Annotated in this window: 16 protein-coding genes, 1 tRNA gene and 3 pseudogenes; 7 read left to right on the forward strand and 13 right to left on the reverse strand. The window is 67.7% G+C overall.

All coding sequences use genetic code 11. The features are described 5' to 3' along the window. From A5711_RS27975 to A5711_RS01190, 6 genes and pseudogenes are all read right to left on the reverse strand, one after another. Positions 1–114: pseudogene (locus A5711_RS27975) on the reverse strand (iron-containing redox enzyme family protein); the annotation flags it as partial. Positions 115–163: 49 nt separating this feature from the next. Next, complete coding sequence (locus tag A5711_RS01170) at positions 164–2,380, reverse strand: SpoIIE family protein phosphatase (protein WP_067943270.1); 2,217 nt, start codon at positions 2,378–2,380, stop codon at positions 164–166. Next, positions 2,377–3,003 (reverse strand): SpoIIE family protein phosphatase, encoded by a 627-nt coding sequence (locus A5711_RS01175; protein WP_067943271.1) that lies wholly within the window; start codon positions 3,001–3,003, stop codon positions 2,377–2,379. Before A5711_RS01175 ends, A5711_RS01170 begins: the two co-directional genes overlap by 4 nt. Beyond that, the gene (locus A5711_RS01180) at positions 2,996–3,406 is read right to left on the reverse strand and encodes an anti-sigma regulatory factor (protein ID WP_067943295.1); all 411 of its coding nucleotides are present in this window, start codon (positions 3,404–3,406) and stop codon (positions 2,996–2,998) included. Before A5711_RS01180 ends, A5711_RS01175 begins: the two co-directional genes overlap by 8 nt. Continuing rightward, complete coding sequence (locus tag A5711_RS01185) at positions 3,396–3,785, reverse strand: STAS domain-containing protein (RefSeq protein WP_067206181.1); 390 nt, start codon at positions 3,783–3,785, stop codon at positions 3,396–3,398. Before A5711_RS01185 ends, A5711_RS01180 begins: the two co-directional genes overlap by 11 nt. Before the next feature lie 22 nt (positions 3,786–3,807). Continuing rightward, entirely contained in the window at positions 3,808–4,710 is a 903-nt protein-coding gene (locus A5711_RS01190; RefSeq protein ID WP_067943273.1) for an STAS domain-containing protein, read from the reverse strand. Between the two features lie 162 nt (positions 4,711–4,872). Here A5711_RS01190 and A5711_RS01195 point away from each other — a divergent pair, with 162 nt between their 5' ends. Next, the gene (locus A5711_RS01195) at positions 4,873–5,241 is read left to right on the forward strand and encodes an STAS domain-containing protein (RefSeq protein ID WP_231971968.1); all 369 of its coding nucleotides are present in this window, start codon (positions 4,873–4,875) and stop codon (positions 5,239–5,241) included. 181 nt (positions 5,242–5,422) lie between these two features. Further along, on the forward strand, positions 5,423–5,923 hold the full coding sequence (locus A5711_RS01200; protein WP_067943276.1) for a DUF6328 family protein: 501 nt from the start codon (positions 5,423–5,425) through the stop codon (positions 5,921–5,923). Here A5711_RS01200 and A5711_RS01205 read toward each other — a convergent pair. Further along, entirely contained in the window at positions 5,891–6,583 is a 693-nt protein-coding gene (locus A5711_RS01205) for an HAD family hydrolase (RefSeq protein ID WP_067943278.1), read from the reverse strand. The two genes, A5711_RS01200 and A5711_RS01205, sit on opposite strands and share 33 nt — an antisense overlap. Before the next feature lie 172 nt (positions 6,584–6,755). On the opposite strand from A5711_RS01205, the gene A5711_RS01210 reads away from it, so the two are divergent. From A5711_RS01210 to A5711_RS01220, 3 genes are all read left to right on the forward strand, one after another. After that, complete coding sequence (locus A5711_RS01210; RefSeq protein ID WP_067943280.1) at positions 6,756–7,073, forward strand: hypothetical protein; 318 nt, start codon at positions 6,756–6,758, stop codon at positions 7,071–7,073. An 84-nt stretch (positions 7,074–7,157) separates the two neighbouring features. Beyond that, positions 7,158–7,448, forward strand: a complete 291-nt coding sequence (locus A5711_RS01215; RefSeq protein WP_068008045.1) for a hypothetical protein — start codon at positions 7,158–7,160, stop codon at positions 7,446–7,448. 75 nt (positions 7,449–7,523) lie between these two features. After that, positions 7,524–7,826, forward strand: a complete 303-nt coding sequence (locus tag A5711_RS01220; RefSeq protein ID WP_067943283.1) for a DUF4193 domain-containing protein — start codon at positions 7,524–7,526, stop codon at positions 7,824–7,826. A gap of 36 nt (positions 7,827–7,862) precedes the next feature. Here the strand turns inward: A5711_RS01220 and A5711_RS01225 are convergent, their stop codons facing one another. The 5 genes from A5711_RS01225 to ponA2 all read right to left on the reverse strand — a co-directional run bounded on the left by A5711_RS01225 (position 7,863) and on the right by ponA2 (position 13,228). Further along, a complete protein-coding gene (locus tag A5711_RS01225) occupies positions 7,863–8,438 on the reverse strand; it encodes a hypothetical protein (RefSeq protein ID WP_067943285.1) in 576 nt (191 codons plus the stop codon). A gap of 82 nt (positions 8,439–8,520) precedes the next feature. Further along, positions 8,521–8,594: transfer RNA gene (locus A5711_RS01230), tRNA-Pro, on the reverse strand. Between the two features lie 61 nt (positions 8,595–8,655). Then, positions 8,656–9,771, reverse strand: a complete 1,116-nt coding sequence (locus tag A5711_RS01235) for a PLP-dependent cysteine synthase family protein (protein ID WP_067943287.1) — start codon at positions 9,769–9,771, stop codon at positions 8,656–8,658. Further along, on the reverse strand, positions 9,768–10,727 hold the full coding sequence (locus tag A5711_RS01240) for a metallophosphoesterase (protein ID WP_067943289.1): 960 nt from the start codon (positions 10,725–10,727) through the stop codon (positions 9,768–9,770). The genes A5711_RS01235 and A5711_RS01240 overlap by 4 nt, the downstream gene beginning before the upstream one ends. Positions 10,728–10,795: 68 nt before the next feature. Then, the gene (gene ponA2, locus A5711_RS01245; protein WP_067943291.1) at positions 10,796–13,228 is read right to left on the reverse strand and encodes a transglycosylase/D,D-transpeptidase PonA2; all 2,433 of its coding nucleotides are present in this window, start codon (positions 13,226–13,228) and stop codon (positions 10,796–10,798) included. Between the two features lie 362 nt (positions 13,229–13,590). Here ponA2 and A5711_RS01250 point away from each other — a divergent pair, with 362 nt between their 5' ends. Then, entirely contained in the window at positions 13,591–13,941 is a 351-nt protein-coding gene (locus tag A5711_RS01250) for a WhiB family transcriptional regulator (RefSeq protein ID WP_067943293.1), read from the forward strand. A 21-nt stretch (positions 13,942–13,962) separates the two neighbouring features. Here the strand turns inward: A5711_RS01250 and A5711_RS01255 are convergent. After that, positions 13,963–14,721 (reverse strand): annotated as a pseudogene (locus tag A5711_RS01255) (ArsA family ATPase); the annotation flags it as partial. 87 nt (positions 14,722–14,808) lie between these two features. Here A5711_RS01255 and A5711_RS01260 point away from each other — a divergent pair. Then, a pseudogene (locus tag A5711_RS01260) lies at positions 14,809–15,021 on the forward strand (ArsA family ATPase); the annotation flags it as partial.

A 15,021-nucleotide genomic window follows, 5' to 3' on the forward strand; every position in this document is an offset into this window, starting at 1 on the left:
GCGGGTCAGGTGGTCATGCGACGGCGGTCCGGTCAGCGCGCGACGGACGGCGGTCGACAGCGGCCCGTGTGCCGCCGGCAGGGCGGGTTCGGTGGTGATCGATGCGCGGGTCACGCCCACGACTACCCGCAATCCAGCAGCCACAAACGGTGCGGGGCCACCCCTACCCGCTCTCGGCCGGCAGCCGGAAGCTGATGTCGACCGTCGTCCCGGTGGGGGAGCACTCGAGTCCCAGCGCCGTGCTGAGGGCCCGCATCAGTACCAGGCCCCGCCCACCGTTGCCCGGGTCGGCCTCGGGCGCCTTCCACGAGCCCTGGTCCGTAATGCGGGCGCGGATCTCGCCGCCGGCGAGTTCGACGTCGAGCAGCATCGTGCCCAGCGGCTGCCCGGAGTATGCGTGCTCGACGCAGTTCGTGCAGGCCTCGTTGATCACCAGCACGATGTCGGCGGCCAATTCGCCCGGCACGTCGGCGGTGCGCAGCCATTCGGCCAACCGATGCCGGATGCCGACCAACCGCCCCGCGCTGGCCTCGGCCTCGATCCGAAGCGGGGACTGCTGGTGCCGGTAGATCACCATCGCCACATCGTCGTCATACCCCGCCGCGGGCGCCAGCTCACTCAGTACCGTATCGGCGACGGAGTCCAATGGCAGCGTCGTCGTATTCGCCAGAACCACTGCGGCGCGGGCCATCCCGTCGTCAATGGACTCATGTTTGCGCTCGACCAGCCCGTCGGTGAACAGCATCAGGGTGGAGCCGGGCGGCAACACCCGGCTGGTCTGCGGGCGGGGTTCGGTGCGCCGGACCGCGAGCGGCACCGACGCGGCGTCGGTCAACATCACCGGCGTCCGCGGCTCGGACCCGACGAGAACAGCGGGCATGTGGCCGGCGTTGCTGTATTGCAGCACACCGGATTCGGTGTCGAGGATGGCCAGGAAAACGGTGGTGCAGTATGCGTTCGGGATGAGCGATGCCGCCGAGTCGAGCTGCTCGAGTAGCAGCGCGGGCCCGGCCCCGTTGATCAAGAGCGCCCGCGCCGAACTGCGTAGCTGGCCCATGACCGCCGCGGCCGGCAGCCCGCGACCCACACAGTCACCGACCACGATGCCGATGCGGTGATCACCGATCGGCAGCACGTCATACCAGTCGCCGCCGATTTCCAGGGGTGGGACGGCGGGCTCGTAACGCACGACGAAGCCCGGCGGCGGTTCCATGGTCGGCAGCAGGGCGCGCTGCAAGGTCAGCGACGTCTCGCGGGCGCTTTCGAATTGCCGGACGTGCTGCATGGCCAGGCTCAGGTGGCCGATGAGGACGGTCACCAGCAGCCGGTCTTCGGCGCTGATCCAGCGCGGCGAGCGCAGCTCCAGCCACAGCGCCAGGTCGCCCGCGCCGGAGAGCACCGCCACCAATCCGTGTGCCTTGCCGGGATTTTCGGGTCGCTCGACCGTTTTGGCGGTCAGCGGCAGCTGGTGACGCGCATCCTCGAAGGTATGGCGCAACCATGGATCCAGCCTGCGCCAGGACGTTTTGGACGTCTCGCCCGCCACTTGGACGGTCGGTTCGCCGTCGCCGGTCGGCCAGGAGATCGCGACCACCCGTTGTACGTCGATCGCCGTGCTGCACTCGTCGAGGGTGATCGAGAGCAGCTCGTCAACGCTTTTGGCCACCGCCACCGCCGTCGCCAACCGCAGCACCGCGCTTTCCCTTGCGGCGAAGGCCCTTTCGGCGGTGATGTCACGGATCGTCCCTACGAAGACGTCTTGCTCGCTGCCGGTGCCCTGAACCGCGTTGATGCTCACCGTCACCCAGACCAGGTGCCCGTCGCGGTGCCGAATCGGCGTCTCGTAAGTGGTGGTGCCGATGCTCTGGACCAGCGACTGCTGTTGGCGGGCGCCCTGTTGGTCGACCAACCACGGGTGCGGCCACCGGTAGGGCAGGCCCTCGGTGGGATAGCCGAGTATTTCGATGAGGGCGCTGTTCATCTCGATCACGGAGCCCTCGTGATCGGCGACGAAGAAACCCTCTTGCAACGAATTGACCAGCGCGGTACGGAATTTGTCGCGGTCGGCCAGTCCCTCGGCCCGGGCGCGCTCACGAGCGTAGCGGCGGTTGCCGTCCAGGAAGCCGCGCGTCGCGATGTCGAGCGGGACCAGCAGCTGCAACAGGAATTCCAGCGCGATCGGCGCGTCGACCTGGATATCCTGGGTCAGTTCGAGGATCAGCCCGACGTGGCGCTCGATGATCGCGAGCAGGCTGACTTCTTCTTGCAGGGCCCGGCGCCCCAGCTCATAGCCGGCAGCCAGGCTGTCCTCGTCCCGCGCCTGCAGGTAGTTGCGCAACGCCGCGGCGTACTGCGCGTGAAAGTCGTCGTTGTCGCTCATGTCGATGCCCCCCGATGACGGGCGGTCAACACCATGGCATCGTCGGTTTCCTTGGCATCCTTGCCGAGTAATTCTTCGGCGATGACGACGGCGGTGGCCGAGAAATCGATGTGGTCCAGGTAGTTCTCGGTGATCCCGTCTGTGCTTATCACCAGCAGGTCCCCCGGCCGGATCGAAACCACCTGCGCCGGCCTGATTTCCGGTATCCGGTAGCCGACGATGCCCGCGGTCAGCCGCGCACTGGATCGGACCTGGACGCCGGTCGGGGACTTGGCCAACAGATCGGCGGTGACATTGCCGACGCCCGTCCAGGTCAGCGTGTTGGCGGCGAAGTCCATCCGTGCCAACGTCATCGCCACCCCTCTGGTGCCCTCCAGCACCCGGTGGCAGAGCTGGATCAAGACTTCGAGCCGCTCCGAGCTGGAGCGTTTGACCGCCTCGATGGCGCGCAGCGCAGCGGCTGCGGCATCCGGACCGTGGCCGAGGCCGTCCACCACGCCGAACAGCGCCGCTTCCCGGCCGATGTCGACGGCGAGCCCCCGATCGCCCGAGACGTACTCGCTGGGCAGCGGGCGGCCCGCCCTTGCCCACTCGATCGGACCGAACCGGCCGCTGTCATGCACGGGGAGGGACCCATTTCCACATCTCGACGACCGTTCCCCGGCCGAGCGCGGACTCCACGAGCAACCTGTCCATCAGCCGGCGGGAGCCCGGCAGGCCCATCCCCAATCCGCGGCCGGTCGAATACCCGTCCTCCATCGCCCGCTCGATGTCGGCGATGCCCGGCCCCTGATCCTCGGCGCGCACCACCAGAGCCTTGCGGCCGTCCCGGTCGGCCGCGAAGACCCGGACGGTGCCGCGGCCGGCGTAACTGGTGATGTTTCGCGCGATCTCGGAGATCGCCGTCGCGATCATCGTGACGTCGGTGAGGGAGAATCCCAGATCGAGTGCGAGTTGGTGTCCGGCTTTGCGAGCTTCGACTATGTCGTCGGAATTGTCGATGGCGACGACGATATCAGTCGCCACCATCGCGCCCGATCGTCGGTTTCCGCTGCGTCAGTTGACGATTCAGCAGGGCGAGGCCTTCTTCGAGGTCCAGCGCCGTGTTCATGTCGTCGAACGCCAGCCCAAGCTGGACCATCGCGAAGGCCACTTCCGGCTGCAGGCCGACGATCACCGTATCCGCGCCGCGCAGCCGGGTCATGTGCGCAATGGTCCGCAGCGATCGGGCCGCGAACGAGTCCATCACGTCGATGGCGGTGACGTCGACGATGATGCCCTGCGCGCGGAACCGGCTGACGCGCTCCATCAGGTCATAGCGGAGCCGCTCGGCGTCGGAGTCGCTGAGCGCGGCCTGCACCGAGGCGATGAGGATCGCACCCTGTTTCAGGATCGGTACGGGCATGACGCGCTCGTGTTCCTCGTAGCTATCCCGGCTGCTCGCCGGTGCGGGTGACCTCGTAGCCCAGCAGGCGCTCGGCTTCCTCGATGCCGCCCTGCAGGTCGCCGACGGCGTTCATCTTCGACAGGTCCAAGCCGATGGTCACCAGCGTGAGCGCGATTTCGGAGGATAGGCCGGTGATGATGACGCTCGCGCCCATCAGGCCCGACGCGTCGACCGTCTGCACCAGGTGGTTGGCCACCGTGGAGTCGATGGTCGGCACACCGGTGATGTCGATGACCACCACTTTCGCGCGGTTCGCGCGGATGGCTCTCAGCAGCTGCTCGGTGACCTGACGGGCGCGCTGAGAATCGAGCACACCGATGATCGGCAGAATCAGCAACTGCTCGCGCACCTGCAGCACCGGCGTCGACAGCTCGCGGATGGCCTCCTGCTGCTGGCGGATGATGCGCTCGCGTTCCTGCACGAAGCTGACCGCCACGGTGTTGGCGATGCGGTTGGCCGCCGGTTCGTAGGCGTCCAGAACCCGATTGAGCATCTCGAATTCGGTCTGGTACTTCTCGAACAACGAGCGCGCGAGCACGTCACGCAGCAACAACACGATGCCGACGACCTCGTCCGTTTCCACGCCCCGCGGAATGATGCGCTCGGACAGGTCGCGCGCGTAGGCCTGCAGCGCCTCGACGCTACCGGTCTCGAGCACCTCCACGTAGTTGTCGTAGACGGCGGTCGCCTCGGAGAACAGCTCCTCCGGCGTCATCGCGGTGAGCAGTTCGGCCTCGGTGATCCTGCGTGCCCACTCCTCGCGCAGCACGGTGCGGTTCTGCCGCAGGTGCTGGACGAGTTGCGGCAGCAGGCCCTCGCTGGAAATGGTGGCCGCCTGCGCGGTGGCGCCCGCGCCGCTGAACTCCGCCGGCGAATCTGACATGTTGCCTCCCGAGTGCCGGTCCGGGCCCCGCTATGTGCAGGCTCGATTTTGCGAGACTAGCCTGGGTTGTCGCGGGGCAGGTGTTGAGGGCATATTCTTCTCGCAGTTCGCAACGCAGGCTAGGCTTGCAGCACACCTGAAGCCCAGGACAAAGGATCGCCATTGTCAGCTCCTGATTCGATTACCACGCTGGTTGAGGACCACGATGGAGTGTCCGTGGTCAGTGTCAGCGGCGAAATCGATCTGGTCACGGCGCCGGCCCTGGAACAGGCCATTGGCGCGGTTGTCGCGGAGAGTCCAACGGCACTGGTCATCGACCTCTCCGCGGTGGAGTTCCTCGGTTCGGTCGGTCTGAAGATCCTGGCGGCGACGTACGAGAAGCTGGGCACGGCGACGGGGTACGGGGTGGTTGCGCGCGGCCCGGCGACCAGGCGGCCGATTCACCTGACCGGGCTGGACAGGACGTTCCCGCTGTACCCGACGCTGGACGACGCGTTGACCGCGGTGCGGGACGACAACATCAGCCGGTAATTGCCGCTGCGCGCGGTTGCGCGACAAGGTTTTTGGGGAATGTCGGCGTCCCGATGCGATATGCGGTTACCAAATTGGCGGGCGCCGAAATCAATTCACTTCCCGAAAGCGGATAACGAATTTCGCGACCCTTCGCCGTGAAACAGCGCTGACGCATCCGACAGGTGCGATGATCACGGCTATGGACGTCGATAATCCGCAAGACGACCAGCGGTGGGACAGCCACGAGCGTGGCGAAACCGAAATCCAACGGCTGGACCGCAATTGGAACAGCCTGCTGCAGGAGCTGCGCGTCGTGCAGACGGGTGTGCAGCTGCTCACCGGTTTCCTGCTGACCCTGCCGTTCCAGCAACGTTTCGACGTTCTCGCCCCGGTCCTGCGCGACGCCTATCTCGCGACGGTGGGGTGCTCGGTGGGCGCGACGGTGCTGCTGATCGCGCCGGTCGGCATGCACCGGATGCTCTTCCGGCGCCATCGTCTCCAGGTGCTGGTGTCCGCCGCGCACCGCTGCGCGTACGCCGGGCTGGCGCTGCTCGGCCTCGCGCTGACCGGAGTGACGACCATCGTGTTCGCCGCGGTGGCCGGCCGCAGCCCGGCCCTGATCGCGGGAGCGTGTGCGCTGACGCTGTTCACGTTGTTCTGGTGGCTGCTACCGATTCTGCTCCGCACCCGCGGCATGTAGTGCGAGTTCGGCGATGCGGGTCGAGTCCAGATGGTCGAGCAGGTCTTGTGGATCGGCGAAGACCGGTGCCGAGCCCGCCGCCTGCAGCTCCTCGCGCGCGATGCCGCCGCTGAGCAGCCCGATGCAGGGCAATCCGGCGCCCGCCGCGGCGTGCGCGTCCCACACGGCATCCCCGACGAACACCGCATGGTCGGCATCCACCCGGGCCCGATCCAGCGCGACCTGAACGATGCCGGGTGCGGGCTTGGCGGTGTCGACGTCCTGCGACGACGTCGTTTCGGAGATGACGTCGTCGCAGTCGAGGACCTTGCGCAAGATCTCCAGCTCGTCGTCGGGTGCCGAGGTGGCCAGCACGACCTGGAGCCCCAGTTCGGCGACGCGGTGCAGCAGCGCGCGGGCACCGGGTAGCGGCGCGAGCAGCGGGGTGCTCTCCCGGTAGTAGCGGCTGTGCCCGTCGCTCAGCCGCTCCTGGACCTCGTCCGGGGCGGCGTTGGAAAGCGTTCGCACCAGCGTCGAGCCGTCCATGCCGATGCACCGGTGGATTTGCCAGGCGGTCACGGGCAGGCCTTCGGCGTCGAAGGCGCGCAGCCACGCGTGGACGTGAAGATAGTTGGAGTCGACCAGGCTTCCGTCGACGTCGAACAATACGGCGGGTTTCATCTGCGCGGCATACCCAGGCCCGGGCCGGCTGACACCCCGTCGTTTGGGTTCGGGGGCGGCGGGTAAACGCGAAGCGTGATCCGCGGCTCGTTAGCCGCCGGGTCGGGCGGCGGTCCGACCGGTTGCCGTACGCCGCACGAATCACCCTGTTACACAGACTTTCTCACGAGGAGTGACGTTGAATCACCACAAGGCCGACCCGGTCGATCACCAGCGGACCGCCCGTCAGCACGCCGGCGAAACCGTCACATACGGCGCGAACGCGCCCGGCCTGGCCGGCTCAGCCGTCGCGGTGGTCGCCCTGATCGTCGGTCTGTTCGCGCTGGCCACCCGGCATTTCGCGGCGGGCTTGACGGCCGTGATCCTTGCCGCCTTGCTCGGAGCGGCGAGCGCGGTCTGGTTGCTGCGCACGCACCGACGGGTGCGCGTCGCCGAACTCGCTTGGCACGCCGCGCATTCCGATGAGCCCGCCCCGCCGCCGACCAGTTGACCGCTGTGAGCTAACGAACACCGGACAGCGCGAATCCGCCCGCCGAGACGTTTAATCGCGACCATGACGGGGTAAAAGCCGATCATGGTCGCGCCCGTTTCGTTACGAGCAGCAAACTACTCGGTCGGGTACGAGCGTGAATTCCCCATGCTCGGCCTCGCTGCCGTGGCGGTCTGGGCCGTAAGTCTGGCAATCGGGCTGTTCGAGCTGCTGGTAGGGCACGAGGGCGCGGCGATCGTCGCGCTGATCGTGTCGGTCGTCGCGCCGTGGTTGGGCCTGGCCCTCGCGCATTACCCCTCGATCGCCAGGCGGCTGAGGCGGCTCAATGTCCGGCGGCGTGACTTTTTCGGACCGGTCGGTGTAACTCGCGCCTGAATGGGGTACTGCCTGCGCCACGGGTGAGTACAGGAAAGTGCGTCAACCCGGGCTCATCAGCAGGAAGGAACTGCCATGCCGACCGCGAGTGACTACGACGCACGCCGAGTCTCGGACACCGAAACTCAGGACAAGTCCCCGATAGGCGAGCTTGCCCCGACCTTGCAGGGATCCGCCACCACGGTGGTCGACGAGGATCCCAACGACGTGCATTTCTTCGAGCTTCCCGGCGCCGACCTGTCCGGCGAGGAACTGTCGGTGACGGTGATTCCCCAGCGTTCCGACGAGTTCATGTGCTCGAGCTGTTTTCTGGTGCAGCACCGCAGCCGGTTGCACAGCTCGAACGGGGACATGTCCATCTGCGCCGACTGCGCCTGACACCGCCGGGGTTGAATCGTTGGCGCACAACCTCTTTCAGGACTGCGCCCACTCGCGGTGACACACGGCGCAATGCCGGGTGACCATCGCCCAGTCCGGCTCGCTCTTGACGGGTTCGCGGATCAGGTGCGCGGATACGTCGCCACAGCCGGGGCAGGTGCAGATGGCGCGGTAGGGCTCGACGGGCTGGTCTCCCATCAGCCGCAGGTTTTCCGCCCGCGAGAACGGCACGATCGCCAGCGGTTCGGGGCGTGGAGCGGGGTGCGGGTTGTCGAACCACAACAGGCCGCAGGTCACGGTCGCCACCGCTGTGAAGACGGCCAGGATCATCGTCGGGATGTCCCACGGCCAGTTCGGCGGGAGGGGCGTCACCACGAGAACCACCAGCACGGCGGAGATCACCGCGCCGATGATGGTGCCGGGTTTGGCGAATCGGTAGCCACCGACGTTCAGCGCTTCCCACGCCCGGATCTCCTGCTGTCGCCGGGCGACCTCCGCCAGGGTGGGGTGGCCCGGGCTGCGGGCCGGCGCCGGGGAATCAGCAAATTCGGTGACCTGTGGGCTGACCCCGCGTTGCTCGCCCTGCCCGGGCGGCGGGTTTACCAGCGCCATGCGGGCAGAGCTTAACGGCAAAGCGGCGACGCCGCAGCGTTGAACGCGGCGTCTTGCTGTCACGCCAGCTAATACAACTGGGTCGGGGTGGCGGGATTTGAACCCACGGCCTCTTCGTCCCGAACGAAGCGCGCTACCAAGCTGCGCCACACCCCGCTTGAAGCTCCGACAGCCTATCGCACCGCCCCATCGGCTGGCCAAACCGCGGCGTGGCGGCTCATTGCCACAGGCAGGACCGCTCGAACCGCGCCAGTGCCTCGGCGGGACCGCTCGGATCGAGTCCCTGCGCGCTGACCCACTCGTCGCTGAAGTAGGTGTCGTGGTAGCGGTCGCCGCTGTCGGCGATCAGCGTGACCACCGAACCGCTGCGTCCCTGCGCCACCAGCTCCGCGAGCAAGCCAAAGGCGCCCCACAGGTTGGTGCCCGTCGACGGCCCCACGCGGCGCCCCAGGACGGCGCTCACGTGGCGGGCGGCGGCGATGGACGCCGCGTCCGGCACCGACACCATGCGGTCGACCACGCCGGGCAGGAAAGACGGCTCGACCCGCGGCCGGCCGATGCCCTCGATCCGAGACGAGGTGGGCATCAAGACGTCGTCGCGGTCGTCGGCGTAGGCGGGAAAAAACGCGGAATTTTCCGGGTCCACGACGCAGAGCCGGGTCGCGTGCCGGCGGTAGCGGATGTAGCGGCCGATCGTCGCGCTGGTGCCGCCGGTGCCCGCGCCGACCACGATCCATTCCGGGATGGGATGCGTCTCCTCGGCCATCTGCTCGAAGATCGACTCGGCGATGTTGTTGTTGCCCCGCCAGTCGGTGGCGCGTTCGGCGTTGGTGAACTGGTCCAGGTAATGCCCGCCGGTGTCGCGGGCGACGCGCTCGGCCTCGGCGTACACCTCAGCAGAGTTCTGCACGAAATGGCAACGGCCGCCCTGTGCTTCGATCAGCGCCACCTTGGCCGAGCTGGTGGATGCCGGCATCACGGCGACGAACGGCAGGCCTAGCAGGGCCGCGAAATACGCCTCCGACACCGCCGTCGAACCCGACGAGGCCTCGACCACCGTGGTGCCCTCGTCGATCCAGCCATTGCAGAGCGCATACAGGAACAGGGAGCGTGCCAGCCGGTGCTTGAGGCTGCCGGTGATGTGCGTGGTCTCGTCTTTGAGGTACAGCGCCACCTGAGCGCCGGGGCCGTCCGAGCCCCATGCCGACGGCAGCGGGTAGCGCAGCAGGTGGGTGTCGGCGCTGCGCCGGGCGTCGGCCTGGATCAGCCGGACCGCGTTGTCCGTCCAGCACCGCGAGCGGCTGCGAACCGCGATCCGGGTCCGCTCGGTCAACGCACCGAAACTGTTGGCTGCGAACGGGTTAGGTCGCTGGCCGAATCGCGGCCGCCCATCGGGGTGGCGATCAACGTCAGCAGGGTGGCCTCGGGCCGGCAGCAGAAGCGCACCGGCGCGAACGGTGAGGTGCCGATGCCGGCGGAGACGTGCAGCTGCATGTTCGCGCCCCACCGCGACGGTCCCTTCGCCCGGGTCCGGTCCAGGCCGCAGTTGGTCACCAGGGCGCCGTAGAGCGGCAGGCAGACCTGGCCACCGTGGGTGTGTCCGGCCATCACCAGTTGGTAGCCGTCGGCGGCGAAGCGGTCCAGCACCCGGGGCTCGGGGGAGTGCACCAGCCCCAGCCGCAGGTTCGCGGCCGGGCTGGCCGGGCCCGCGATCGTCTCGTAGCGGTCCCGGTCGATGTGCGGGTCGTCGACGCCGGCGGCGGCGACGTGCAGGCCGGCCACCTCGAACTCGCGCCGCGTGTGGGTGAGGTCGAGCCAGCCGCGCTCGGTGAAGGCCGCCCGCAGGTCCTGCCAGGGCAGCGGCTCACCGTAGATCCGGTGCGACGGGTTGGTCAGATAGTTCAGCGGGTTCTTCAGCCGCGGGCCGAAGTAGTCGTTGCTGCCGAACACGAAGACGCCCGGCCGCGACAGCAGATCGCCGAGGGCCTGCACCACCGCGGGCACCGCCTTGGGGTGGGCCAGGTTGTCGCCGGTGTTGACCACCAGGTCGGGTTCCCAGTTGCTCAGCTCGCGCAGCCAAGCCTGTTTGCGGCGCTGGTTGGGCAGCATGTGCAGATCGCTGATGTGCAGCACCCGCAGCGGCGTGGAACCCGGCGCCAAGACGGGCATGGTTATCTCGCGCAGGACGAAGGCGTTGCGCTCGACGACGGCGGCGTAACCGATGCCGGCGACGGCCGAACCGAGTGCGGCGGCACCGGCGCGTATCAGCGTGGGCAAAACATCAGCCATGCTGGCAGCCTACTGCCGGTTGCGCTTTGGCAACGCATACCTTGCGCCACAGCACCGAAGATGGTCGCCTACGGGGGCGGCTGCCCCGGCGCGGGCGGCGGCGGCGGTGCGAGCAGTGGGATGGTGATCGGCGGCAGACCCGGGATCTCCACCACCTGCGACCCGACCGGCGGCGGCCCGCCCTCGGGCGGCGGCGGCGGAGCCGGCGGGATGCCGTTGCTGACCTGGATCGTGATGATCGACCCCGGGATCGTTGCGCCGCTCGGCGTGGTTCCGACCACCTCGCCCTGCTTGGCGGTGCTGTTGACGAAGTTGTTCTGGTCGGCGACCTGGAAGCCGGCCTCCTTGAGGCGGGAACGGGCCGCGTCGATGTCCAGGCCGGCGACGCTCGGCACCCGCGACCCGGGCGACCCGTCGACGTACCGGGGATCGGTCGGCGGCAACTGCACGGGCCCGAAATTGGTGGCGATCGGCTTCATCGCCGTGAACCAGGTGCGGGCCGGCTCGTTACCGCCGTAGAGGTCGCCCTCGCCGCAATGGCGCAGCGGCGACGAACACAGGTCCGTCGGCGTCGTGGAGTCGTCGTAGATGTAGTTCGCCGCGGCGTAGTGGTTGGTGAATCCCACGAAGCCGGAGGATCGGTGCGCCTCGGTGGTGCCCGTCTTACCGGACATCGGCAGCGTCCAGCCCGCCGCACCGGCGGAGCCGGACGCCGTGCCACCGCCCACCGCGTCTTTGCTCATCGCGTTGGCGAGGGTGTTCGCCAGGCCCTCCGGCACCACCTGATCGCAGGTCTCGGTGGTCACCGCGACCTCGTTCCCGTGCCGGTCGATCAGCTTGTCGATGGGGTTCGGCGGGCACCACGTGCCGCCGGAGGCCAGCGTGGCGGCGACGTTGGACAGCTCGAGCGCGTTCACCTCGATGGGGCCCAGGGTGAACGAGCCGATGTTCTGCCGTTTGACGAAGTCGGCCAGGCTCTCGTTGCTGTCGGGGTTGTAGTCGCGGGCGGTGCCGGGATCAGCGTAGGAGCGCAGGCCCAATTTGATCGCCATGTCCACCGTGCGGGTCACCCCGACCTGCTGAATCAGCTTGGCGAACGCGGTGTTCGGCGAGGTGGCCAGCGCCTCGGTCACGTTCATCGACCCGCGGTAGTTGCCGGCGTTGACCACGCACCAGGTGTCCTTGGGGCAGCCCTTGGCGCCGCCGCTACCCATGCCCTTGGCCTGGAATCGCCCCGGCACCTCGAGCGTGGCGTTGATGCCCATGCCCATGTCCAGGGCGGCGGCCGTCGTGAAGATCTTGAACACCGATCCCGCGCCGTCACCGACGAGCGAGAACGGCTGCGGTCGCATGGTTTCCCCGGCATCGAGGTTCAGGCCGTAGGTGCGGTTGCTGGCCATCGCCATCACCTTGTGCGACGTCTTGCCGGGCTGAATCACGCTCATCACGCTGGAGATGCCGGGCAGCGTCGGGCTGGCGAACTGGTCGATGGCCGCCTTGACCGGGATCTGCACGTCCGGGTCCAGCGTGGTGCGGATCAGGTAGCCGCCTCGGGCCACCTGTTCTTTGCTGATGCCGGCGCGGGACAGGTACTCCTGGACGTAGTCGCAGAAGAAGGCGCGATCGCCGGCCGCGATGCAGCCCCGCGGCAACTCGTTGGGCTGCGGCAGCACACCCAGCGGGGTGGCCTTCGCGGCGCGCAGCGCGTCGGCCTCCTGAGGAATGTTTTCGATCATGGTGTCCAGCACCAGATTTCGCCGCGCCAGCGCACCATCGGGGTTGGTGTAGGGGTTCAGCGCGCTGGTCGACTGCACCATGCCCGCCAGCAGCGCCGCCTGTTGCCAGTTCAGGTCCGAGGCGTTGATGCCGAAGTAGGTCTGGGCCGCGTCCTGCACGCCGAATGAACCGTTGCCGAAGGACACCAGGTTCAGATAGCGGGTCAGGATCTCGGGCTTGGTGAAGGTCTTGTCCAGCGTGAGCGCCATCCGGATCTCGCGCAGCTTGCGGGCCGGGGTGGTTTCCACGGCGGCGCGCTTCTCCGCGTCGGTCTTCGCCGTCACCAGCAACTGGTAGTTCTTGATGTACTGCTGTTCGATGGTCGAACCGCCACGGGTGTCGACGTCGCCGCGCGCGTAGCCCGCCAGCCCGGTCAGCGTGCCCTTCCAGTCCACCCCGTTGTGATCGGCGAACCGCTTGTCCTCGATGGACACGATAGCCAGCTTCATCGTGTTGGCGATCTTGTCGCTGGGCACCTCGAAGCGGCGCTGGGAGTACAGCCAGGCGATGGTGTTGCCCTTCGCGTCGACCATCGTCGACACCGCGGGCACCTCACCCTCGAGAAGTTGGGCCGAGCCGTTGGCGACGACTTCGGACGCCCGGTTGGACACCAGTCCCAATCCGCCCGCGAACGGAAACATCAGTGCCGTGGCAACGACGCCGGCCAGCAAGCAGTACCCGGCAAGCTTCAAAATCGTGAGAAGGGCCGGGGGGCGGTCTGACATGGCTACTACAGTAGCGGCCTCCAGTCACGCCACCACGCTGCGAGTTCACCCACTTTTTGCCCCCGTCATTGACCAGCGCTTTACCGCCGCGAGTGCGATAAAATTTGCGCGTGCGTCAGTGGGCGGACCCCGCGCACGTGTGCAAGATCACTTCGATCGCCTACCCTTTTGAGACGAGACGGGACGGCCGTCCCAAAAAAAGCGTTATCGGACTGTTGCGCAATTGGCAGCTGACCACCTAACTTAGACACACGGTGAGATTCAGGTAACACCGATGTACACAGTGTGGCGTAGATCGCAGGTGTGGATCTGCACCCCAGGAGGGCGGTCGTGAGAGCGGCCGGTAGGGAAGGGAACAGTTCGTGTCAGGAACACGGCCTGCGGCGCGTAGGACAAACATTGCGGCCGCACAAGGGGTACTCCGCAGCGTTGATGCCGAAGAACGGATCGCCTGGGTTTCCAAAGCACTGTGCCGGACCACGGACCCGGACGAGCTCTTCGTTCGAGGGGCCGCCCAACGCAAGGCCGCCGTCATCTGCCGCCACTGCCCGGTTATGCAGGAGTGCGGGGCGGACGCGCTGGACAACAAAGTCGAGTTCGGCGTCTGGGGTGGCATGACCGAGCGTCAGCGTCGGGCCCTGCTCAAGCAGCACCCGGAAGTGGTGTCCTGGTCGGACTTCTTCGACAAGAGGAGAACCCGCAGCGTCGGCTGACCCAGCGGCCCGGCCGGGCACCTAGCGCAGGGGCCCTTGGGCTGCGGGGCGGGCCGCGCCGTCACCGTCCGAGGTGATCTGATCGGCGAGCGCGCGCAGCGCTTCGAGGTCCGAGACGTCGAACGGCAGCGAGGGAACGCCGATCACCGGCACGTGCGGGTTGGCGCCGGTGAACCGCGACAGCAACCTGATCTCCCGCTTGGCGGTCTGCGCGCGGTCGGCATGAATCCTGAGCACCGCCGCGGCCAGCGAGGCCGCCTCCGAATCCGGCTCGGCCGCCAACGTTTCGGTTCCGTCGATCGCCCGCTCGGCGGGCAACGAGCACAACGTCGGGTGAGTGCGGTTCAACACCAGCCCGGCGAGCGGCATGCCTTCGGTGGACAGCCGGTCGACGAAGAACGAGGCCTCGCGCAGCGCGTCGGGTTCGGCCGCCGACACCACCACGAACTGCGTGCCGCGCCTCTTCAGCAGCGCGTAAGTGCGATCCGCCTTCTCCCGGAAACCGCCGAAGGTGGCGTCCAGCGATTGCACGAAAGCCGCCGCGTCGCTCAGCATCTGTGAACCGAGCACAGTGGACATCGCCTTCATCGCCAAACCCATTGCGCCGGTGACCAATCGGCCTATGCCGCGGCCGGGCGCGAGCAACAGCCGCCACAGCCGGCTGTCCATGAAGCTGCCCAACCGTTTCGGCGCGTCCAGGAAGTCCAGCGCGTTGCGCGACGGCGGGGTGTCCACCACCACCAGGTCCCAACGATCCTCGGCCAGTAGCTGGCCCAGGCACTGGGGGTGAACGACCTCGGCAACACCCCGCAGCGGGTGCCCCTGGCGCCTGAGGTTCGCGGCGAGTTGCACGCGATGATGCTCGACATGCGCCGCACGTTCGACGAAATGGTGGTCCAGTACTCCGGAAACGGCCGGGCGCAAGCGATTCTGGACAACCAGTTCTATCAGACGGTCGCCAGCTCGCTGGCCGGCACGCAGGAATACATGGCGATGGAGAAGCTGGGCCAGCTACTGGCCGAGGATCGTTGGGACCTGGTGGTGGTGGACACCCCGCCGTCGCGCAACGCGCTGGACATT

Source organism: Mycobacterium sp. E2238, assembly GCF_001672665.1.
GTDB lineage: Bacteria > Actinomycetota > Actinomycetes > Mycobacteriales > Mycobacteriaceae > Mycobacterium.